Source organism: Halorubrum sp. SD626R (assembly GCF_001261915.1).
Classification (GTDB): Archaea; Halobacteriota; Halobacteria; order Halobacteriales; family Haloferacaceae; genus Halorubrum.
Genome location: NZ_CVRT01000073.1, coordinates 18,919 through 38,412, shown reverse-complemented (window position 1 = coordinate 38,412; position 19,494 = coordinate 18,919). Strand labels below are relative to the sequence as shown.

Genomic DNA, 19,494 nt, shown 5'->3' with positions numbered 1-19,494 from the left:
ACGACGCGCCGCCGGTGCTCGACAGCCTCCGGCTCTGGGTCGGGATCGCGCTGACTCTCGTCGTCCTCGCGTACGCCCTTCCGCTGGCGGCGATCATTCAGCGCGGCGGCCTGCTCGGTCCCGGCGTGGGCACGTATCCGGCGTGGCTCGCACTGGCGCTCGACGCGCTCGTCGGCGCCGTGACCCCCCTCGTCGGCCACGTCGCTGACGCGGCGGGCTCGCTCGGCGAGGTGATCCGATGAGCCTCGACAGGACCCGCGGCGGGCTCCTCGTGGCCTTCGCGGTGTTCGGCGTGATCGTCTACGAGTTCCGGACGGTCCTCGACTTCGTCGGCGTCGAGCTCCCGCTCATCCCCTACATGGCCGCCGTCTTCGCACTCGCTGGCGTCCTGCTGTGGATCGTCACGCTCACGGGCGGCTGGCGGACCGAGCCCGAGAGCGACGAGCCGGCGTAAGCGACCGAGTCGCCGGCGGACGACGGGATCGAGTCAGCGATTTTTTGATACGTCGTGGGGGTCGGTGATCCCGACCGTCGACACGAGACGGTCCGCGTCGAACCGCCCGTCGGACCGAGCGAGCGTTTATCAGTGTCGGGAGTCGATAGTGTGTATCATGTCCAATACTACGGTCGCCGACGCCGAGTCGGGCGGAAACGGGGGCGCATGCCGTCCGGCCTCGCTCGCAGACGCGGACGCGCTCGACGCGTTCGTCACTGACGCGAACGCCGCGCTCGTCGAGTTCTACACCAACGGCTGTAGCCTCTGTGACGGGATGAAGCCCGTCCTCGCCAACGTCGCCCGCGACCTCGGCGTCGACGCCGCCCTGATCAACCCCCGGGACGACCCGCCGCTCGTCGAGCGGTTCGACGTGCGGAGCGTCCCGCTGTTCGTGCTGTTCGTCGACGGCGACCCCGTCGCGCGTCGCGCGGACGGATTCGTCCCCGGCGACGAGCTCGCCGCGTGGGTCCGCGAACACGTCGAGTGATCGATCGCGGAGACGGGAAGCACACTGCGTGCTAGCGGGGCGAAGTGGAACGAAAACGGAGCCGACGGCCGGACGAACCCGGCGGAATCGGCCTTACAGTCTGCCGACGTTCTCGACGGCGACCGACTCGACGCCGTCGACGTCGGCGAACGCCTCCTCGACCGCCTCGGTGCCGCCCGCGCCGTCGGGGACGATGACGGTCGGCAGGAGGGCGACGAGGCCGAACGCGACGTCATCGCGCTGGAAGCCGCGGATCTTCGCGCCCTGCGGGAGCGACTCCTCCAGTCGGTCCTGCAGGTCGTCGAGGTCGACCTCGGGGCTGTTCGGCATGACCTTGATCTTGGCGGCGACGTCTCCCATACTAGGGCCCTCGGAAGCCGCAGTCGTGGCACTCGTAGAGGTTGCTCTGCTTCCGGCACTTCGCGCACCGGTGGATCGTCGCCCCGCAGTCCGGGCAGGAGAACCGCGCGGCGTTCATACCGGCCACCTGAATACCACAGGAGACGCACTGCCGCGTGCCCTGCGTTTCACTCTCGCTCATACACTGAATCACCACCGCGCGACTTTTAACCGTTGTTCTTTGGTGTCGGCGGCGGGCCGCGGCCTGCGGCGCGGTACCGCGGCGCTCGGGTGCCGGGCTCCTCGATCGCGATCCGTTTCCCGGAGTCGGACGCCGCGTCACCCGACGATGAGCGGCCCGATCAGCACGCCCATCAGGTGAACCCGCCGGGCGCCGACCCGCGGCGGTACGAGTCCTAACACGCCGGCGACGGCGAAGATCCCGACGCCGAGCGGCCCCGCGAACAGGAACGAGACGCCGGCGAGCAGCGCCAGGACGCCGAGCGAGAGACGGGTGTAGTCCGCGTTGCCGACGACCCGGAGGTAGGCGTCGCCGACGAGGAGGACGAGCGAGAAGCCGACGGCCGCCGCGGTCGCCGCGGCGACGAGGAGGACCGGGAGCGCGAAGGGGACGCCGGCCCGGTCGATCGCGACCGTGACCCCCGTTCGCGGCGTGCCGAGTGCAACGAGCGCGAACAGCGCGAAGATCGTGTTCGCCGTGTTGGCGCCGCTCGTGGCGACGACGAACCCGCGGTCGCCGTCCTCGCGCGGGACCGCCGGCAGCGCGGCGACGGCGGCGATCGCCGCGGAGACGCCGGGAACGTAGCCGACCACCGCGCCCGCGAGCGACCCGGCACCGGCGCTCACGCCGAGGTCGCGGGGGCGCATCGTGACCCGCGCGTCGGCCTGCGGCGGGACGCCCTCGCCGCCGAGTGCGTCGACGAGCACGGGGGCGCCGAACAGCCCGGCGAACAACGGGGCGAGGACGCCGCCGGCGTCGAGCGGCGCCGCCGGGTCGACGTCGAGCGTCGCGAGCCCGAGCGCGGCGCTCGCGAGGAAGGCGAGAAAGCCGCCGACCGCGGCCCGCTTCGACGACTCGGTGAGCACGAGGAAGGCGACGACGCCGGCCAGGAGCAGCGGGAGGTGCGCCCGCACCGCGGGGTAGCCGCGGACCATGACCCAGGTGATCGGCACGGCGAGGGGGACCGCGAGCGCGACCGCCAGGCCGGAGCCGACCGCCGAGAGCCGGATCGCCTCGCGACCGCGTCCCGCGATGACGAGCCGGTGACCCGGGAGCGCCGCGACCGCCGTCGCCGCGTCGGGCACGCCGAGCGCGAGCGCGGGCACGATGTCGAGGAACGAGTGGACCACGCCGGCGCCGAGCATCGCGACGCCGACGAGCAGGGGGTCGGCGGAGACCGAGGGGGCGAGCCCCGCGAGCAGCAGCGCGAAGTTGTTCGCGTGGAGGCCCGGAACGAGTCCGCTCAGGGTGCCGAGCGCGGCGCCTCCGCACAGGAACGCGAGCGCGGCGGCCGCGAACGCCGGGTCGACGACCGGGCGGACGAGGGCGTCCATCGCGGGGAGGTGGCCGCGGCTTCGGTCATAAACGGGAGGGTCGTCCGGAAGCAGACAGCCGCGGCTCGGGAACGACGGAACGCGCGACGAGAACTCGAACGCTTACGCCTTCTGGGCCGCCTGCGCCTTCTTCTGGGTGACGTAGCCGGCGATCCGGTTGCGGACGCCCTTCGACTCGACGGTGGTCAGGGCCGTGACGCTCTCTTTGTTCGTCTCGAAGTCCGTGTTGAACGAGTCGGGGTATCGTTCGAGCAGGACGTTCCCGAGCTGTTTGATGTACTTGGGTTTGATAGCCATACCGAGCGATACCGCCGGGCCGAACTAAAAGGGTTCGTTCCGCCGCGAGCGGCCGCGAGGCGGTATCACGGCGGGGTGACGCGCCCCGGGGCCGCTCAGGCGTCGTCACGGTCGCGACCCGCCTCGTCCCCGGCGAGCGCCCGCCATCCGGTCGCCTCGTCGATGCGGGCGAACGCCTCGCGCTCGGCCGACCCGCCGCAGCGGTCGACCACGTCCGCGAAGTACGTCAGGCGGTCGAGCAGTTCGGCGGTATCGAAGCCCGGCACGTCGAGCCGTGAGGCGGCCACGGTCGCGTCGACGACCGCGCCGAACCCGCGGTTGACCGTCGGCACGCGCTCCCGGAGCACCGTGCTCTCGACCGGGTCGAGCGCCCACGTCCGGATCGTCGTGTCGCCCTCGGTCTCGCTCCCGATCTCCTCGACGGTCACCTCGACCCACGCGTCGGCCGTCTCGAGGACGGGCGCGTCGACCTCGCGGACCGTCAGCGCCGCGTCGACGAACGTCCGGGGGTCGGTCGTGAACTGGACCACGCCGCCGCCGCGTTCGACGAAGTTCCGCCACGTCCGGGTGCGGCCGTAGGTCCGCGCGGTCACGGGATCGTGAGGTTCGGTCGGGGCGTGGAGGCCGAGCGCCGCGACGTTCCAGCGGTCGTTCGGGCCGAGCGTCGTCACGACCGACTCCGTGACGCCGCGGAGCGCGACCGGCCAGCCGTCGGGCGTGACGGCGTCGGGGGCGTCGTCGTCCCTCGCCGGATCGTCACCGCTCACGGCGCCACCTCCGCGCCGCGCCGGAGCGCGACGTACAGAGCCGCGCAGGTGAGGTCCGCGGTCGTCCCGGGGTTGACACCCTCGTCGACGAACGAAGCCGCCAACTCCTCCGCGGCGACGAGATCGGCCCCGTGGACCGCGTCGGTGTCGATCGCGTCGACGCCGGTGAGCCCGGCGGCAGCCGCGCCGTCACCACCGAGCAGCGCGGCGGCTCGGGCGCTCGCCTCGCGGGCCGTCTCGGGGCCGCGGGTCGCGGCCACCAGCGTGTCGGGCTCGGCGGCGAGGAGTCCGAGGAACGCCCGGGCCGCGCGGTCGGTCAGCGGTCCCGTGTCGGTCCGGATCCACTCGGCCGCGCGGAAGGTCCGCGGGAACCCCTCGGCCCACTCCCGCGCGTTGCGGTCGGGGACGCGGTCCGGATCGTCGGGATCGGCCGAGACCGCCAGCACGTCGCGCAGCGTCAGCCCGCGCTCGCGGAGCGTCGGCGCCGCGTCGCTCCCGCGGCGCACGTCGAGGTCGGCCGCGCCCGCCGGCGGGTCCGCGACCGCGACGTCGACGCGCTCGAACGCGCGGTAGAACGCGACCGCGTCGGCGACGGTCGTGTCGCGAGTCACGCGGTCGACGGCGTCGGGCCCGAGGTCGCTCTGGGGTCCGTCCTGGCGCGCGACCGTCGCGCGGACAAGCGGGACGAGCAGGAGCAGACAGCCGAGCTGCGTGTTCGTCCCGGCCCGGTCGGCCATCCCGGCGACCGCGCGTTCGAAGGCGTCGCCGACGGACGCCGCTGGGTCCGCGGCCAGTTCGAGCCCCTCGCGGGCGCCGACCGCCCCGCCGAGGAACGCCTCGAACCGGAGGTCGTCGAGGTCGCGGCGTCGATCGACGTTCCCGGGCTTGGGGGTCCCGGCGACTTCGAGCAGGAGCGCGAGGGTCGCGTCGTCGACCGGGTCGCGGGCGCGAGACTCGGCGGCGGTCACGGTGACGCCCCCCGCCCGCGCCTCGACCCGCCCGCCGGCAGCTCTCCCTCGCGCCACGCGCACACCGCCTCGGCGACGCGGGCGAGGGCGGGCGGGCGCTCCGTCGGCCGCCCGACGCTGACGGCGTCGGCCCCGTGCGCGGCGTACTCGGCGACGGTCCCCCGGCCCCGGACGCCGTTGTTGGCGATCACGGTGAGGTCGGCACGGGAGCCCGCACCGGTCGAAGCGTCGTTGCCGGGCGTCAGATCGGCGACGACGCCCTCCGCGTCCATCGCGTCGACGTGGAGCCAGTCGGCCCCCGCGTCGGCGACCGCGTCCGCGACGGCGACGAGGTCGACGCCGGGGACCGCCGCGCGCACCTTCACGCTCGTCGTCGCGCCGGTCCCGGCCGCGGCGGCGACGTAGTCGGTCAGCCGGTCGCGGTCGCGGAGGAGGGACTCGCCGCAGCCGACCGCTCGCAGTTCGGGCTGTCGGCAGTGGGCGTTGATTTCACAGACCGCGTCACGGGCGGCGCAGACGGCGGCCGCCTCGTGCACCGGGTCGATGGTCGCGCTCCGGACGTTGACGCCGGGGCGAAGGGGCGCGTCGGCGAGCGCGTCGAACTGCCGGTCGATCCACGCGAGGGGGTCGACGGGGAGGAACTCCGAACGCTCCCGAGCGACGAGATCTCGCGCCGCGGCCCGGCTCGCCGGGTCGAGCGCGATCCCGCCGAGCACCGCGGCGTCGACGTGCGGGGCCGCGGCGCGCGCCCAGTCGGCGTCGGCCGCGCCGCTGAGGCTGGCGGCGACGAGGAATGGCGCCGGTCCCCCGTCTCCGTCCGCCGTCACTCGGCCACCTCCGGATCGGTCGTCAACGACGCCAGCGCGCGCTCGCAGGCCCTGGCGACGCGCTCCGCGTCGTCCGCGCCGTCGATGCGGGCGTCGGTGCGCTCGACGTGACGCTCCGGGAGGTCGGTCGGGTCGTCCTCGTCGAGGACGAACGCGTCCGCGAACGGGTACGCCGCGGCGACGCCCGCGGTCGACGGGTCGCGGCCGACGCCGGCCATCAGGTCGGCCGCGGGCCCCGAGAAGACCTCGTCGCCGACGAACGGCGAGACCGCGACCACGGGGGTCGCCTCCAGCGCCGCCTCGAACCCCGGCAGCGCCAGCATCGGGCCGACGCTCGTCACGGGGTTCGACGGACCGATCACGACGGGCTCGGCGAGGGCGTCGCGCACCGCCGCCGTCGGCTCGGCGTCGTCTGCGCCGCGGAACTCCACGTCGGCGACCGCCGGCTCGCCCCGGCGGGCGACCCAGTACTCCTGGAAGTGAATCGTCTCGCCCGCCGCGGTGTGGATCAGCGTCGCGACCGGGTCGTCGGACATCGGGAGGAGGTCGACGTCGAGCCCGAAGGCGTCGGCGAGCGTCCGAACGACCTCGGTGAGCGATTTCCCCTCGTCGAGCAGGCTCGTGCGCGTGACGTGGACCGCGCGGTCGCGGTCGCCGATCTCCATGAACTCGCCGACGCCCGAGAACCGTCGCCACCGCGCGATCTCGCGCCCGCCCGTCTGCGCCTCGGCGTCGAGGTATCGCGGGGCCGTGCCGAGTCCGACCTCTTCCGCGAGCCGGCGCAGCTCCGCGTGCGTCTCGGTCGTGTCGTCGGCGATCCCCCACCACGTCTCGCGGTCGAGGACGCCGCCGCCGGCGAACAGCACGGTGTCGACGTCGGGGCAGACGAGGTGGCCGCCGAGCTCGACGTCGTCGCCCGTGTTTGCGACGACCGCCACCTCCTCGGGGTCCCAGACGCGGGTCGCGCCGTCGAGGAGCTTCGGCGTCCCCGTGCCGCCGGCGAGGAACGTGACCATACGCGGGCAAGGCGGCGGGCGGATTTGTATCCTCGCCTCCGCCGGCGATGACGCTCAACCGGTTTTCCGGGCGGCGCGTGCCTGCGAGCGGTCGCCGAAGGCGAGCGCGAGTCAGCACGCGCGAGGGAGTCGGTGGTCCGGAGCAACGCGGAGGACCACCGACGGGGCTGGGGAGGCGTGAGGCTGCGGTCTCGTGAGCGACCGAAGGGAGCGAGCGAGAGCACGGAAGTCGCAGCCCGCGCAGCGAACGCAGTGAGCGAGCAGGACCGTCTTCCGGCGGTGCGGTCGCGATTGGGTGGGACTCAAAGGGGCTGGGGCTTTGACCCTGTTCACCGCATTGGCGGCTATTTATAAATGAAAAACCGAACTGCGAACGAGAATCGACATTACGCCGCCGCCGTCGACTGAATACGATCGATCCGCGAGACGGTTATCGACAGCGGCCACCGATCCGTCTGTGAGTTACAACACGTCTGCCAGCGCGTCCATCGTCTCGTCCACGCGCTCGACCCGGGCGGCGTGCCCCATGTGTCCGACGCGCAGAATATCGTCCGACAGCTCCCCGAGCCCCGTCGCGACGAGCACGTCGCGCTCCTCGCGCAGTCGCTCCTGCAGCGCCTCGGCCCGTCCCGGAACCTCGAAGGCCGTCACCGTCGGCGAACTTCGCTCGGGCTCCGGGTACGGCTCCAGCCCCAGTTCGGCCCCGCGCTCGCGACACCGCGCCGCGGCCGCACGGTGTCGCTCCCGGACCGCGTCGAGCCCCTCGTCCAGCCACAGCCCGAGCGCCGTATCGAGCGCGACGACCTCGGTCGTCAGGTGGGTGTACGGGAACCCCGCCGACGTGTCGCGCCACGGGAGGAAGTTCGTGTACAGCGAGTGCGGATCCCTGTCCTCCATCGCGGCCCACGCGCGGTCGCTGATCGCGGCCGTGGTGAGCCCCGGCGGCGCGCTGAAGCACTTCTGAGACGCCCCGAGACAGACGTCGATCCGCTCGGTCGGCACCCTCACCCCGCCGAGCGAGGAGACCGCGTCGACGACGGTGAGGATATCGCCGTCGGCCTCCTCCAAGAGGTCGAGCGCGGGGCTGATGTCGTTGAGCGTCCCGGTGGGCGTCTCGCAGTGGACGAGGGTCGCCACCTCGAAGTCGGCGTTCCCGTCGGCGAGGACCGACTCCAGCGCCGCGAGCGGGAGGGAGTCGTCGTAGTCGGCCGAGACGAGGGTCGCCTCGCCCCCGTACGACTCGACGAAGTCGGCGAAGCCGTCGCCGTAGAGCCCGTTCGAGAGGCAGAGGACCTCGGTGCCGGGCTCGACGAGCGAGGCGATCGCGGCCTCCAGCCCGAGGATTCCCTCGCCGCCGGGGACGACGACGTCGCGGGAGGGCGCGTCGCCCTCGTCGCTCCCTTCCAGCTCGTCGCCCCCGCCGCTCTCACCCGGTCGGACCTCGTACACCGTCGCCAGTCGGTCGGTGAGCCGGTCGTAGATCCGGCCGAACTCGGGGTCCACGTCGGGGTTGATCAGTTCGCGGCTCATCGCCTCGCGGACGGGGTCGGGGACCGCGGTCGGTCCCGGCGTCATGAGCATGTCTGATACTCGGGGCGGGAGGTAACAACCCTGTCGCCCGGGTGATCCGCAGACCGGGCCGCCTCCCGACACGTTAATACCGCGTTGTCGCGTTCGTCCCGCCACGATGATGCTGCCGACCCACGTGCTCGCCGGGATGCTCCTCGCCGCGCCCCTCGTGCGCGTCGCGCCGGAGCTGGCGACCGTGGGATTCGTCGCGGGCTTCCTCGGCGGGCTGTTTCCCGACCTCGACATGTACACGGGGCATCGGCGGGCCCTCCACTACCCCGTCTACTACTCCGCACTCGCGGGGATCGCCCTCGTCGTCGCCCTCGCGGCGCCCTCGGCGGTCACCGTCGCCGCGGCGCTGTTCCTGCTCGGCGCAGCGCTCCACAGCGTCTCGGACGTGCACGGCGGCGGGCTGGAGCTGCGGCCGTGGGAGGGGAACTCCGACCGCGCGGTGTACGACCACTACCGGAAGCGGTGGGTCGCGCCGCGTCCCGGCGTGAGATACGACGGCGCTCCCGAGGACCTCGCGCTCGCCGTCGGGCTGGCGCTCCCGCTCCTCGCCCTGACTGGCGGGGCCCTCCGGCTGGTCGTGGTCGGGACGCTGCTCGTCGCCGCCGCGTACACCGCCCTCCGCCGGCACCTCGCGGAGCTCGCCGCCCTCGTCATCCCGCTCGTACCGGCGGCGTTGACGCCGTACCTGCCGGATCGATACGCCGACGAGGAGCCCCGCGAGTAGCGGTCGCCGCCGGCCCGTCCGCGACTCCGCCGAGCGTCGCGGGCGCCAGTGACAGCCGTCCACACGGTATTGTGTGGTTCGCCCAAAGCTATTATCAGCGTCGGGAGCGTAGGGGTGACCATGAGTTCGACCGAACCCGTTCCCGCGGAACCGATCCAGCTGTCCGACGCCGACGACTTCGACGACCTCGTCGCCGAGCACGACGTGGTGCTCGTCGACTTCCACGCCGACTGGTGCGGCCCCTGTCAGATGATGGAGCCCGCCGTCGAGGCGGTCGCCGCGGAGAGCGACGCCGCCGTCGTGAAGGTCGACGTCGACGTCCACCAGTCGCTCGCGGCCGAGTACGGTGTCCAGAGCATCCCGACGCTGCTGGTGTTCGCCGGCGGCGAACTCGTCGACCGCATGGTCGGCGCGCAGAGCGAGGACGACCTGACGGCCGCGGTCGCGGAGCACGCCGCCTGAATGGCCGACCGCGACGGCGACGCGGCGAGGTCTCCGGGCGCGGCGACCGCGCGAGACGGGGTGGCCGACCGAGGCCAGATGACGCCCCGCGAGCTGCGCGCGGACGTGCCGGCGCTGGGGGAGGCGGCGTACTTCAATTTCGGCGCGCACGGCCCGAGCCCGGAGTATGTCGTCGAGGCCGCGTCCGAGTTCATCGCCGACCACGAGTACGGCTCGGCGACGACCGACCCCTACGGTCACGCGTTCGAGACGTACGAGGACGTGCGCGAGCGGATCGCCGCGTTCGTCGGCGCCGACGCCGACGAGATCGCCCTCACGGAGAGCACGACCGACGGGATCACCCGGATCGCGGGCGCGATCGACTGGGAGCCCGGCGACGTCGTCGTCCGGACCGACCTGGAACACCCGGCCGGGATCCTCCCGTGGAAGCGGCTCGAACGCGAGGGCGTCGAGGTCCGCGTGCTCGAAACGGAGGAGGGCCGGGTCGACCGCGACGCGTACGCCGCGGCGGTCGCCGACGCGCGCCTCGTCTGCTTCAGCGCGATCACGTGGACGCACGGGACGCGGCTCCCCATCGCCGACCTCGTGGAGACCGCGAACGACTCGGGCGCATTCACGCTCGTCGACGCCGTCCAGTCACCCGGGCAGGTCCCGCTCGACGTGTCGGCGTGGGGCGCGGACGCCGTCGCCGCCGCGGGCCACAAGTGGACGCTCGGCCCGTGGGGCGCCGGCTTCCTCTACGTCGACCGCGACGCGGCCGCCGGCCTGGCGCCGCGCGCCGTCGGCTACCGCGGCGTCGAGGACCCCGACGCCGACGAGATCGAGTACAAGACGGGCGCGCCGCGGCTGGAGGTCGGGACGACGACCGCGGCCGCCCACGTCGGCCTCGCCGAGGCGCTCGACGCGGTCGACGCGGTGGGCGTCGACGCGATCGAGTCCCGGATCGAGGCGCTCACCGACCGGTTCAAGGAAGGGATTCCGGAGGACCGACTCCTGAGCCCCCGCGAGTTCGAGAGCGGGCTCGTCACGGTCGACATCGACGACCCCGAGGCGACCGTCGAGCGCCTCGGGGAGCGGGGGATCGTCGTCCGCTCGCTGCCGCACCCGGAGGCGGTCCGCGCCTCGATCCACGCCGTCTCGACCGAGGCCGAGGTCGACCGGCTGGTCGACGCGCTCGCCGAGGAGTGGTGAGCGCGGAGACGGTCTCGCCCCGCCGCGGTCCTCGTCGACCGGACCCGTTTTGACGCTCCCCGCCCGAGACCGCCCATGGGCTTCCACACGTTCGACGTCGACCGGGCGGCGGAGCTGGAGCGTCCCGACCGCTACCGCTGGGTGTCGGCCGAGGAGCTGATCGGCCCGCTCGCGGCCGCGGGCGCCGACGTCGTCGCCGACCTCGGCAGCGGCACGGGGTTTTACACCGACGACCTCGCCCCGCACGTCGAGACCGTGTACGGCGTCGACCTGCAGCCGGAGATGCACGACCGGTACCGGGAGAAAGGCGTGCCGGAGAACGTCGAGCTCGTCGCGAGCGACGTGGCCGACCTCCCGTTCGCGGACGGCGAGCTCGACGGCGCCGTCTCGACGATGACGTACCACGAGTTCGCGAGCGACGCGGCGGTCGCGGAGCTCGCGCGCGTCGTCCGGTCCGGCGGCCCGCTCGTCACCTTCGACTGGACCGCCGACGGCGACGGCGCGCAGGGGCCCCCGACCGACGAGCGGTTCGCCGCCGACGACGCGGTCGCGGCGCTGGAGGCGGCCGGGTTCGAGGTCGACTCCGCGTCGACGCGCACGGAGACGTTCGCGGTCGTCGCCCGCGCGCCGTAGGGGCGGAGTCGGTCTCGCGAGGCCCGTCCTTCCTCCCGCTCGCGCTTCGCTCTTCTCGTCTCCTCCGGTTCTCGCGACATCACCCGTTTCGAGGTCGCTCTCGAACGTCCGTGAAGAAATACCGTTAGGTGCGTCCGGCCCGTAGGAGGAGGCATGTCCGTCCGCTCTCGATCGGTCGCCGCCGCCGCGCTCGCCCTGCTCGCGACGCTCGTCGCGCGACCGGTCGCGGCCCACGTCGACTACGTCACCGAGGGCTCCGGCGATCCGCTCGACGCGGTCGCGTTCACCGCCGAGGTGCTCTCCGACCCGTTCAACGCGGCGCTGTTCGCGGGGTCCGGCCTCCTCGCGGTCGCCGGGCTCGCCGCCTACCTGTGGGTGCGCCCGACGATCGTCGACGTCGTGGTCCTCCGCGAGAAGCTCGCCGGCTACGGCGACCTCGTCCCGTGGATGCTGCGGCTCGCCGTCGGACTCCCCCTCGTCGGCGCCGGCTTCCAGGGGTACCTGTTCGCGCCGACGCTCTCGTTCGATCCCGGGGCGAGCCCGCTCCTCCGGGTGCTGTTCATCGGGCTCGGCTTCTGTCTCCTCTTCGGACTCGCGACGCGGATCGTCTCGGCGGTCGGGCTGCTGACGTACGCGTGGGTGTTCCTCGCCGTCGACTCCCTCGTCGTCCTGGCGGTGGAGTACGTCCCGATACTCGTCGCGCTGGCGATCCTCGGCGGCGGGCGGCCGAGCGCCGACGACATGCTGCTGGAGGTCGCGAGCACGCCGGGGTCGTACTACGGCCGGATCGACCCCGTCCACCACCTGAAGGCGTTCCTCGACGGGTCGGCCGCGCCACTGCGGCGGTACGTCCCGACGGTGCTCCGGGTCGGGATGGGCGTCTCGTTCGTCTACCTCGGGCTGATCCAGAAGCTCGCGGACCCGGGCAGCGCGCTACAGGTCGTCGAGAAGTACGACCTCACGTCGGTCGTCCCCGTCGACCCCGGGCTGTGGGTCGTCGGCGCCGGCGTGACCGAGATCGCGGTGGGGCTGGCGCTGATCTTCGGCTTCTTCACCCGGGGCGCGGCCGCGCTCTCGTTCGTGCTGTTCACGACGACGCTGTTCGGGCTCCCGGACGACCCCGTGCTCGCGCACGTCGCGCTGTTCGGCATGGCCTCCGCCGTCTTCACGCTCGGCTCCGGGCCGCTCGCGTTCGACCGGTGGGTGGGGCGGCCCGCCCTCGACGACGACGAGTCGGTCATCCCTGCAGACTGAGGGCGGGGACAGGAGCGCCGCCCGCTCGTCGACGGCTGCGCCCGGCCGCACCGGTCGGTTTTATGCCTCGCTCGCCCGCGTGGTGGGGTATGCACGTGGACCTCGGCAACGCGTTGGAGACGACGCCCGGACTCACCCGCGAGACGTTAGAGCGGCTCGACGAGCGCGTGGCGAACGCGCACGGTCGGATCACCGCGGGGATGGCCGGCGACGAGTTCGGCTACGCCGCGCTGAACCTCCCGGAGACGGCCGACCCGGACGCGATCCGCGCGGCGATCGACCGCTTCGACCGCCCGGAGGCGGTCCTGACGGTCGGGATCGGCGGGAGCGCGCTCGGCGCGGCGACGATCGCGAACGCCTTGGAGAGCGACGTGGACGCTCACTTCCTCGACAACGTCGACCCGGACGAGACCCGGGCGCTGCTCGATCGCCTCCCGCTCGCCGACACCGTCGTCAACGTCGTCTCGAAGTCCGGAACGACCGCCGAGACGCTCGCGAACTTCCTCGTCGTGCGCGAGGCGATGGACGACGCCGGCGTCGACTGGACCGAACGCACCCTCGTGACGACCGGCGAAGAGGGGAACCTCCGGGCGCTCGCCGACGCCCACGACCTCCCCGCGCTCGACGTGCCGGACGGGGTGCCGGGGCGCTTCTCCGCGCTCTCGACGGTCGGGCTCGCGGTGCCGGCATTGCAGGGCCACGACATCGAGGCGGTGCTGGCGGGCGGGCGCGACGGGATGGAGAGCCTATCTGGGTCGCTGTTCGAGACGCCGGCGTACGCCTACGGCGCGGCGACGTACGCGCTCGCGGAGCGCGGCGCGCTCACGAACGCCGTGATGCCGTACGCGGAGTCGCTGGAGACGTTCGCCGAGTGGTTCGCGCAGCTCTGGGCCGAGAGCCTCGGGAAGGACGGGCTCGGCCAGACCCCGGCGCGGGCGCTCGGCGCGACCGACCAGCACTCCCAGCTCCAGCTCTACCGCGCCGGGCCGCCGGACAAGCTCGTCTCGCTGATCCGGCCGACCGAGCGCGCCGAGGCGCCGATTCCGGAGACCGATCTCAACGGGCTCGCCTACCTCGGCGGCTCGTCGCTCGGGGAGCTGCTGGACGCCGAGTTCGAGGCGACCGAGGCGAGCCTCGCGGCCGTCGACGTGCCGAACCTGCGCGTCGAGGTCGACCGCGTCGACGAGCGGTGCCTCGGCGAACTCCTCTACGAGATGGAGGCCGCCTGCGTGCTGTACGGCGAGCTCGCGGGCGTCTCGACGTTCACGCAGCCCGCCGTCGAGTGGGGGAAGAAGGCGGCGCGGGGGCTGCTCGGCGGCGGCGACTTCGCGGAGGCCGACGCCGTGGCCGACAAGCGCGAGCTGCGCGTCGACGGCTCCTGAGGTCGGGTCCGTCGGTCAGCCGCGCGTCGGTCGCGAGTCCGTCGCCTTCCGGTGCCGATAAACGCCCGCGAGCCGTACGGCCGCCAATGAGCGAGTCGCTGTCCGAGCCGGCGAACCGGATCCTCCGCGTTCTGAGCGCGGCGTTCGCGGTCCTGCTCGCGGTCGTCGTCGCCGGCGCGGTGACGACGCCCGTCTCCGAGTTCGCGGTCTCGCTCGGGCTCGTAGGCGAGGGGACGACCGGGCTGCAGGTGCTCCGGACGCTGCTACAGTTCGCCGGGTTCCTCGCCGCGGTCGCGGGATATCTCGCGATCACCGACCAGTGGGGGCTCGTCGGGCTCTCCCGGCCGACGCGTCGGGACGCCGGGCTCGTCGTCGCCGGCGGGGCGGTCCTATTCGCGTTCCAGTACGGCGCGCTGTTCGTGCTCGGCGAAATTGGGCTCACGACCGGCCAGAACCAGGCGGTCGTGCCAGACGGCGACCCGGTGACGTACTACCTCGTCATGGTCGCGGTCTCGCTGCTCGTCGTCGGCCCGGTCGAGGAGGCGCTGTTCCGCGGGGTCGTGCAGGGCGGACTCCGGCGCGCGTTCGACGCGGTCCCGTCGATCCTGCTCGCGAGCCTCGCGTTCGGGCTGATCCACCTGCCCTCGGTCTCCGGGACGGCCGGCCAGCAGTGGGCCTACGTCGCCGTCGTCGTCGTGCTCGGCGCGGTGCTCGGCTACCTGTACGAGCGCACCGGGAACGTGATCGTTCCCGGGCTGGCGCACGGCGTTTATAATGCTGTCATCTACGTGGTGCTGCTCACGCAATCAATGTGAGACTCGGACGTGATTGACGCTGGCGAGAACGTTCGCGAAGCCAAAGCCGCTCACTTATAAACAGTTGGCTCTGTTGAAATACTTAATAACTGATAGAATCGACGTGAGAGATACAGAGCCGGTATGCAGCACCGGATCGTAATCCGATACTGACCCATAATCCCGGTTGGATTTCTTGATAGATTCTGCCCTAAGTAATTTCAAAGACGCGGGAGAGTAGCGACTCGATCAACTAATGAGAGTAATGTCCTGGAATGTTCAAGGTGAGATTGGGATTAGCGACACGCGAATGCAACGACAACTCAGGTTTCTCGAAGCACACGCGTCAGATATTGATATTCTCCTGCTTCAGGCGGTAAACTATGAGCGGACGGGGGACGATGACTGGGGGGGTCAGCTCGGAACGCTCTGTGACTATCTGGCAGAACACAACTATTCAATCGTCCACACGGGAGATTGGGCGGAGGAACTCGCAACATCGAATGTCCAGCCACACACCGACATCGTGGGGGCGCACAACCGCTGTAATCTCATTGCCAGTCGGTGGCCCATCGAGCGTCGCCCGCTGACTCTCCGGAATCAGGGTAATCGAAAACCTCGCAGTCTCAATTACTACTATTCACACTTCCCGGAGAAGATGTTAGTCGCAGAAGTTGATGTTTCGGCGTCTCCTGCGTTCACAACCAATACACTTGAACTCTGGAACGTGGGTATCATCAACGGGGCAAACTGGGGTGAGGAGAAGCTCAATATGCTCGAAACCATCTACGGACGGATTTATCTCCAGACCTCGAAAACCGATATTCCAGTCCTCTTGGGGGGCGATTTCAACGCACCGAAACGCGAAGAAGCCGATGGATCGATTGTTCCGCATGGTGAGAATGCTAGTCAGTACACGGCCTACCCGGACTATGGGGATCCACATCACCTTCGAGACTCTGCTGGCGACGTGGGCGAATTGGAGTTCAAGCAGCGGTGGCAACTTGCAGAAGCCCGCATGTTTGATCCAGACATAGGCGACTGGGGGCTGGAAGATGTCTACTGGGCTGCCGAAGAGAGTGTAAAGACATCGAGTGTAGAGGACTACACGCACATTCTCCCGAACGGAACCCCTGCACGGAAACGGTTAGATCACGTGCTCGTTTCACAGCAGTTCGATGTGGAGACGTGTACACTCTGGAACGGTGAGTTAGAGTCCCCAAACGCTCTGCACGCCAGCGATCATGCAGCAGTAGTAACGAGGCTCCGAACCGAGTGATAGACACCCGGTATCGTACGATTCAGTCGGAAGATTCCTGACCCGTTCATCGTAATCGACCAGCGCCCTACATTCAGCACAATTCAACGGTACGCCCAATCAGCCAGCATGAGAATGCCTGCGAGTGTCTAATCACAAGCAACCCGGAACTGAATGGGCTGACCGGCATCGGCAAGCACTCACGACTCGACATACTCACGAAGATGTCCTTACTGACCGCCAGTTCGAACTCCTGTTAGAAGCATGTACAGCCCTTCCAGCACCACACGATTTTGAAGCGCGATTCATCTGTCTCATCGCAGGCCGACTCGGACTTCGTGCTGGGGAAATTGCACACTTCCAGACTGCGTGGATAAACTGGAACCGCCGTACGATTCGTATCCCACAACATGAACCGTGCCAGTGTGGTTACTGCCGGCGTCAGGCCCACAGGAAACGACCCACAACGATGATCTATCATTTACTGATGCCCTGTGGTCTCGATGGTATCCGAAGACTGTCGCCTCGGCGCGGCTCATTCCGTTTGATCTCTCGCTTCGAGTGGAGCTATGTGTCGAACGTTTCGCTAGCCGGTATGATTCGTTTCCCTGCTCGCGGTCAACAATCAACAGGCGGGTACAGGCCGCGGCCGACGAAGCCGATCTTTCAGGACGTGTCTATCTACACTGTTTACGTGCGACTGCCGCCAGCTACCACGCCCACAAAGGCGTCGCTCCCGTGCCGCTCCAAGCGCTAATGGGATGGAGCGATATGGCGACTGCGCAAAAATACATCCGTATCTCGGGAACAGCAACGGCTGATGCACTACGTCGTGTCCATCACGGGTGGGATCTTCTCAAACCTCGTTCAGTAGCGACGTGACCGATACAGAGCGTGTATGCAGCACGGGAAGACAGGCGATTTCAATCGGCCTTTCGCGACACAGACGGCTCCTGAATATAGAGAATTTATTCAGTACTGAACTCCACACCGCTGATTTCGAACCGTGCTCCGCCCTCGTCGCTTTCGGTGACGTTGATGTCCCATCCATGTGACATGGTAATCTGTTTGACGCTCGCTAAACCGACGCCGTCTCCGCTACTATCTATGGAATATCCAGGCTTGAACACCTTATCGCGGACATTCTCTGGGACTCCGTGCCCGTCGTCATCGATGAAAAATCCGTCGTCGGTTCTTCCGACTCGAACCGTGACAGCGCCGTCTGTGTGGTTGACAGCGTTCGAGAAGAGGTTCTCGAACAATCGTTGTAGTGCATCGGGATCGGCGTCGACAACGAAGTCATCACAGACCTCAAGTGAAACGTCGTCAGTGGCGGAAACTGTATTCCAGGCGTCGTCAGCGAGCGGCTCGATACTAACTGATTCCATCCCGTTGACAACCTCTCCAGTCCGGAGTACCTCAACCAGGCTCTCCCGTAGCTCATCGGCGCGCTCAATGGCGTCCAACGCTTGTTCTATCTGTTCAGTGTCGCCGGTCTTGATTGCGAGTTCGGCCCGACCACTGGCCGTCGCCAGTGGTGTCTGTAGATCGTGAGAGATTGCACTCGCCAGTTCGTCGAATCGTTCGTTCTGCCGCTGCAGGCGTCGTTCCCGTTCTTTTTGTTCGGTGATGTCGTTGGCGACGCCGAATAGGGCCACAGGCTTCTCCGGATCGATTTTGTTTCCAATGTCATAGACAGGAGTTTTTGAGGTGAGAAACGTCCGCTCTTCGCCGTCGATGAGTATCAGCTCTTCTTCGTTGACCGGGTCGCCGGTTTCGATCACTTTCTGATCGTTCTTTTGGACGTCCGCCGCCATCTCCGCGTGAAACAGGTCGGTATCAGTCCGTCCTCGCACCTCGGTATTCTCTAGTCCAAACAGTTCTCTCCATCCTTTGTTCACCAGTAGGTACTCCCCATCGCGATTTTTCATGAACAGCGGGGCAGTCGTGTTCTCCAGAATCGCCTCCAGTCGCCTCTTCCGAACGACCTGTTCGGTGACATCCGTGAGGGCGAATATTACGTTCTCTACGGCACCGTCGTCGTCCGTCAGCGGTGCTCCGTTTACCAAGAGTATCTTGCGCGTTCCGTCCGGCCATTCGATGATGTGGCGAACGTCGTAGAGGGGAGTGCCGGTATCGGCCACCCGCCGGAACGGGAGTTCCCCGTCCGGGATGGGATTCCCGTCCAGGTCTTTAATTTTCCAGTCCGGATCATTGTACGCTCTGTCGGTCACGTCGTCGGGTTCCAGTCCGAGCACTTCCTCCGCGCGGTCGTTGGCGAAGACGAACTTACCGGACGGGTTGAGCTGGACGACACACGCAGGCACCGTCTTGAGGATGTGCTCAAGTCGACGCCGCCGCTGCTCGCTCCTGCGTTTCTCCTCTTTTCGGTCTGTGATGTCCTGGAACTGAGAGAAAATGGCGACGACCTCGCCGGACTCGTCGGTTACGACTCGGTTGTGCCACTCGCAGACGATGTGTTCGCCGTCTTCACGGACGTTTTCATTGATACTGTGGTATCCACCCCGGTCCTCGAGGAGTGCTGAGACCACTTCTCTCACGGCTTCGCCATCGGCTTTCGGAACGATCGCCTCCCACGAGCGCCCGATGAGCTCGTCGGCTTCGTACCCGAGAATGTCTTCCGCCGCCTCGTTCACCCGTGCGATCTGGAAGTTTTCGTCCCACTTGATGACGCCGAGCGGGGACTGCTCGAAAAACAAGTTGAGACGCTTTTCCCTCTCGGCGAGTTCGACCTGTGCGCGGTATTTTTCAACGGCGTTTATAATTCGGTTTGCCAGTACAGCATACTGACCGGTCCCGCTTTGCTTCTGAAGATACTCTGTAACACCCGCCGAGATTGCATCGCTGGCAATCTCTTCGCTTCCTTTGCCAGTGTAGAGAATAAACGGGAGATCCGGGTCCTCTTCGCGGACCGCTTCAAGAAAGTCGATTCCATTCTGCCCGGGCATATCGTAATCGGAGACAATGCAGTCGTATTCTTCATCCGCAAGTCGGTCCAGACCGTCGCTGGCACACGTCACCGTCTTAATGTCAAATCGGTCGTCTTCACGCTTGAGCATATCAGCGGTCAACTCTGCAAACTTTCCTTCATCATCAACATGTATAATACGAATTGCTCCCCGACCGCTCATAGGTAGGAAGATACATTCACCAGTATAAAAGATTGTCCGGTAAAAAGATGAGGAGTAAACGTGGACGGCGGAATAAATATGTCTAGCTCCCCTACGAGATACGCGCTCTGTATTCAGCACGTCTCCAAGAACATATCACTAATTGAGAATTTCAACAGAGTTATTTAACGATGATGTGTCTGACGAAGAGGATTTCAATAGAGCCAAATAGCTGAGAACGGGACGCAGACGGACGCTCCCAAGGCCCCAGCCGCGAGGCGGCCTCGGAAGCACGCGCCGACCGCGTTTGCG

21 protein-coding genes and 1 pseudogene are annotated in these 19,494 nt (G+C 68.5%); 12 read left to right on the top strand and 10 right to left on the bottom strand.

What is annotated here, in order from left to right:
* The 3 genes and pseudogenes from SD626R_RS07765 to SD626R_RS07755 form a co-directional block, all read left to right on the top strand.
* Positions 1-242, top strand: a pseudogene (locus tag SD626R_RS07765) (cytochrome C oxidase subunit I); the annotation flags it as partial.
* A complete protein-coding gene (locus SD626R_RS07760; protein ID WP_092565374.1) occupies positions 239-454 on the top strand; it encodes a CbaC protein in 216 nt (71 codons plus the stop codon). The pseudogene SD626R_RS07765 and the gene SD626R_RS07760, both read left to right, overlap by 4 nt.
* 154 nt (positions 455-608) lie before the next feature.
* Complete coding sequence (locus tag SD626R_RS07755) at positions 609-983, top strand: thioredoxin family protein (RefSeq protein WP_092565382.1); 375 nt, start codon at positions 609-611, stop codon at positions 981-983.
* Positions 984-1,076: 93 nt separating this feature from the next.
* Here the strand turns inward: SD626R_RS07755 and SD626R_RS07750 are convergent, their stop codons facing one another.
* The 9 genes from SD626R_RS07750 to SD626R_RS07710 form a co-directional block, all read right to left on the bottom strand.
* Complete coding sequence (locus tag SD626R_RS07750; RefSeq protein ID WP_092565372.1) at positions 1,077-1,343, bottom strand: elongation factor 1-beta; 267 nt, start codon at positions 1,341-1,343, stop codon at positions 1,077-1,079.
* A 1-nt stretch (position 1,344) separates the two neighbouring features.
* A complete protein-coding gene (locus SD626R_RS07745) occupies positions 1,345-1,524 on the bottom strand; it encodes an HVO_2753 family zinc finger protein (protein ID WP_092565370.1) in 180 nt (59 codons plus the stop codon).
* Positions 1,525-1,661: 137 nt separating this feature from the next.
* A complete protein-coding gene (locus tag SD626R_RS07740; protein ID WP_092565368.1) occupies positions 1,662-2,897 on the bottom strand; it encodes a tripartite tricarboxylate transporter permease in 1,236 nt (411 codons plus the stop codon).
* Between the two features lie 102 nt (positions 2,898-2,999).
* Positions 3,000-3,194 (bottom strand): 30S ribosomal protein S17e, encoded by a 195-nt coding sequence (locus SD626R_RS07735; protein ID WP_008007028.1) that lies wholly within the window; start codon positions 3,192-3,194, stop codon positions 3,000-3,002.
* A gap of 95 nt (positions 3,195-3,289) precedes the next feature.
* The gene (locus tag SD626R_RS07730; RefSeq protein ID WP_092565366.1) at positions 3,290-3,961 is read right to left on the bottom strand and encodes a DUF447 domain-containing protein; all 672 of its coding nucleotides are present in this window, start codon (positions 3,959-3,961) and stop codon (positions 3,290-3,292) included.
* The gene (locus tag SD626R_RS07725) at positions 3,958-4,929 is read right to left on the bottom strand and encodes a triphosphoribosyl-dephospho-CoA synthase (protein ID WP_092565380.1); all 972 of its coding nucleotides are present in this window, start codon (positions 4,927-4,929) and stop codon (positions 3,958-3,960) included. Before SD626R_RS07725 ends, SD626R_RS07730 begins: the two co-directional genes overlap by 4 nt.
* Positions 4,926-5,756, bottom strand: coding sequence for a tRNA-dihydrouridine synthase (locus SD626R_RS07720; protein ID WP_092565364.1), 831 nt, complete (start codon positions 5,754-5,756; stop codon positions 4,926-4,928). Before SD626R_RS07720 ends, SD626R_RS07725 begins: the two co-directional genes overlap by 4 nt.
* On the bottom strand, positions 5,753-6,772 hold the full coding sequence (gene cofD, locus SD626R_RS07715; RefSeq protein ID WP_092565362.1) for a 2-phospho-L-lactate transferase: 1,020 nt from the start codon (positions 6,770-6,772) through the stop codon (positions 5,753-5,755). The genes SD626R_RS07720 and cofD overlap by 4 nt, the downstream gene beginning before the upstream one ends.
* Positions 6,773-7,234: 462 nt before the next feature.
* Entirely contained in the window at positions 7,235-8,353 is a 1,119-nt protein-coding gene (locus tag SD626R_RS07710; protein WP_092565360.1) for a pyridoxal-phosphate-dependent aminotransferase family protein, read from the bottom strand.
* A 106-nt stretch (positions 8,354-8,459) separates the two neighbouring features.
* On the opposite strand from SD626R_RS07710, the gene SD626R_RS07705 reads away from it, so the two are divergent.
* From SD626R_RS07705 to SD626R_RS17485, 9 genes are all read left to right on the top strand, one after another.
* On the top strand, positions 8,460-9,077 hold the full coding sequence (locus SD626R_RS07705; RefSeq protein WP_092565358.1) for a hypothetical protein: 618 nt from the start codon (positions 8,460-8,462) through the stop codon (positions 9,075-9,077).
* A gap of 120 nt (positions 9,078-9,197) precedes the next feature.
* Positions 9,198-9,539, top strand: a complete 342-nt coding sequence (trxA, locus tag SD626R_RS07700) for a thioredoxin (protein WP_092565356.1) — start codon at positions 9,198-9,200, stop codon at positions 9,537-9,539.
* Between the two features lie 78 nt (positions 9,540-9,617).
* Entirely contained in the window at positions 9,618-10,730 is a 1,113-nt protein-coding gene (locus SD626R_RS07695) for an aminotransferase class V-fold PLP-dependent enzyme (RefSeq protein ID WP_092565378.1), read from the top strand.
* Between the two features lie 75 nt (positions 10,731-10,805).
* Positions 10,806-11,363 carry a class I SAM-dependent methyltransferase gene (locus SD626R_RS07690; protein ID WP_092565354.1) on the top strand — a complete coding sequence of 186 codons (558 nt, stop codon included), beginning with the start codon at positions 10,806-10,808 and terminating at the stop codon, positions 11,361-11,363.
* Positions 11,364-11,516: 153 nt separating this feature from the next.
* A complete protein-coding gene (locus SD626R_RS07685; protein ID WP_092565352.1) occupies positions 11,517-12,617 on the top strand; it encodes a DoxX family protein in 1,101 nt (366 codons plus the stop codon).
* 89 nt (positions 12,618-12,706) lie between these two features.
* Entirely contained in the window at positions 12,707-13,999 is a 1,293-nt protein-coding gene (locus tag SD626R_RS07680; protein ID WP_092565350.1) for a glucose-6-phosphate isomerase, read from the top strand.
* 86 nt (positions 14,000-14,085) lie between these two features.
* Positions 14,086-14,814, top strand: a complete 729-nt coding sequence (locus tag SD626R_RS07675; protein WP_092565348.1) for a CPBP family intramembrane glutamic endopeptidase — start codon at positions 14,086-14,088, stop codon at positions 14,812-14,814.
* 235 nt (positions 14,815-15,049) lie between these two features.
* On the top strand, positions 15,050-16,072 hold the full coding sequence (locus tag SD626R_RS07670) for an endonuclease/exonuclease/phosphatase family protein (protein ID WP_092565345.1): 1,023 nt from the start codon (positions 15,050-15,052) through the stop codon (positions 16,070-16,072).
* 396 nt (positions 16,073-16,468) lie between these two features.
* Positions 16,469-16,933, top strand: coding sequence for a tyrosine-type recombinase/integrase (locus SD626R_RS17485; RefSeq protein WP_218054132.1), 465 nt, complete (start codon positions 16,469-16,471; stop codon positions 16,931-16,933).
* An 86-nt stretch (positions 16,934-17,019) separates the two neighbouring features.
* Here the strand turns inward: SD626R_RS17485 and SD626R_RS07660 are convergent, their stop codons facing one another.
* Positions 17,020-19,203 (bottom strand): PAS domain S-box protein, encoded by a 2,184-nt coding sequence (locus tag SD626R_RS07660; RefSeq protein ID WP_092565343.1) that lies wholly within the window; start codon positions 19,201-19,203, stop codon positions 17,020-17,022.
* Between the last annotated feature and the right edge of the window lie 291 nt (positions 19,204-19,494).

Bases quoted from the DNA above. Each gene is read 5' to 3' on its own strand.
- SD626R_RS07760 (WP_092565374.1), top strand. From the start codon at position 239: ATGAGCCTCGACAGGACCCGCGGCGGGCTCCTCGTGGCCTTCGCGGTG.
- SD626R_RS07750 (WP_092565372.1), bottom strand. From the start codon at position 1,343: ATGGGAGACGTCGCCGCCAAGATCAAGGTCATGCCGAACAGCCCCGAG.
- SD626R_RS07745 (WP_092565370.1), bottom strand. From the start codon at position 1,524: ATGAGCGAGAGTGAAACGCAGGGCACGCGGCAGTGCGTCTCCTGTGGT.
- SD626R_RS07740 (WP_092565368.1), bottom strand. From the start codon at position 2,897: ATGGACGCCCTCGTCCGCCCGGTCGTCGACCCGGCGTTCGCGGCCGCC.
- SD626R_RS07735 (WP_008007028.1), bottom strand. From the start codon at position 3,194: ATGGCTATCAAACCCAAGTACATCAAACAGCTCGGGAACGTCCTGCTC.
- cofD (WP_092565362.1), bottom strand. From the start codon at position 6,772: ATGGTCACGTTCCTCGCCGGCGGCACGGGGACGCCGAAGCTCCTCGAC.
- SD626R_RS07710 (WP_092565360.1), bottom strand. From the start codon at position 8,353: ATGCTCATGACGCCGGGACCGACCGCGGTCCCCGACCCCGTCCGCGAG.
- SD626R_RS07705 (WP_092565358.1), top strand. From the start codon at position 8,460: ATGATGCTGCCGACCCACGTGCTCGCCGGGATGCTCCTCGCCGCGCCC.
- trxA (WP_092565356.1), top strand. From the start codon at position 9,198: ATGAGTTCGACCGAACCCGTTCCCGCGGAACCGATCCAGCTGTCCGAC.
- SD626R_RS07695 (WP_092565378.1), top strand. From the start codon at position 9,618: ATGACGCCCCGCGAGCTGCGCGCGGACGTGCCGGCGCTGGGGGAGGCG.
- SD626R_RS07690 (WP_092565354.1), top strand. From the start codon at position 10,806: ATGGGCTTCCACACGTTCGACGTCGACCGGGCGGCGGAGCTGGAGCGT.
- SD626R_RS07685 (WP_092565352.1), top strand. From the start codon at position 11,517: ATGTCCGTCCGCTCTCGATCGGTCGCCGCCGCCGCGCTCGCCCTGCTC.
- SD626R_RS07680 (WP_092565350.1), top strand. From the start codon at position 12,707: ATGCACGTGGACCTCGGCAACGCGTTGGAGACGACGCCCGGACTCACC.
- SD626R_RS07675 (WP_092565348.1), top strand. From the start codon at position 14,086: ATGAGCGAGTCGCTGTCCGAGCCGGCGAACCGGATCCTCCGCGTTCTG.
- SD626R_RS07670 (WP_092565345.1), top strand. From the start codon at position 15,050: ATGAGAGTAATGTCCTGGAATGTTCAAGGTGAGATTGGGATTAGCGAC.
- SD626R_RS07660 (WP_092565343.1), bottom strand. From the start codon at position 19,203: ATGAGCGGTCGGGGAGCAATTCGTATTATACATGTTGATGATGAAGGA.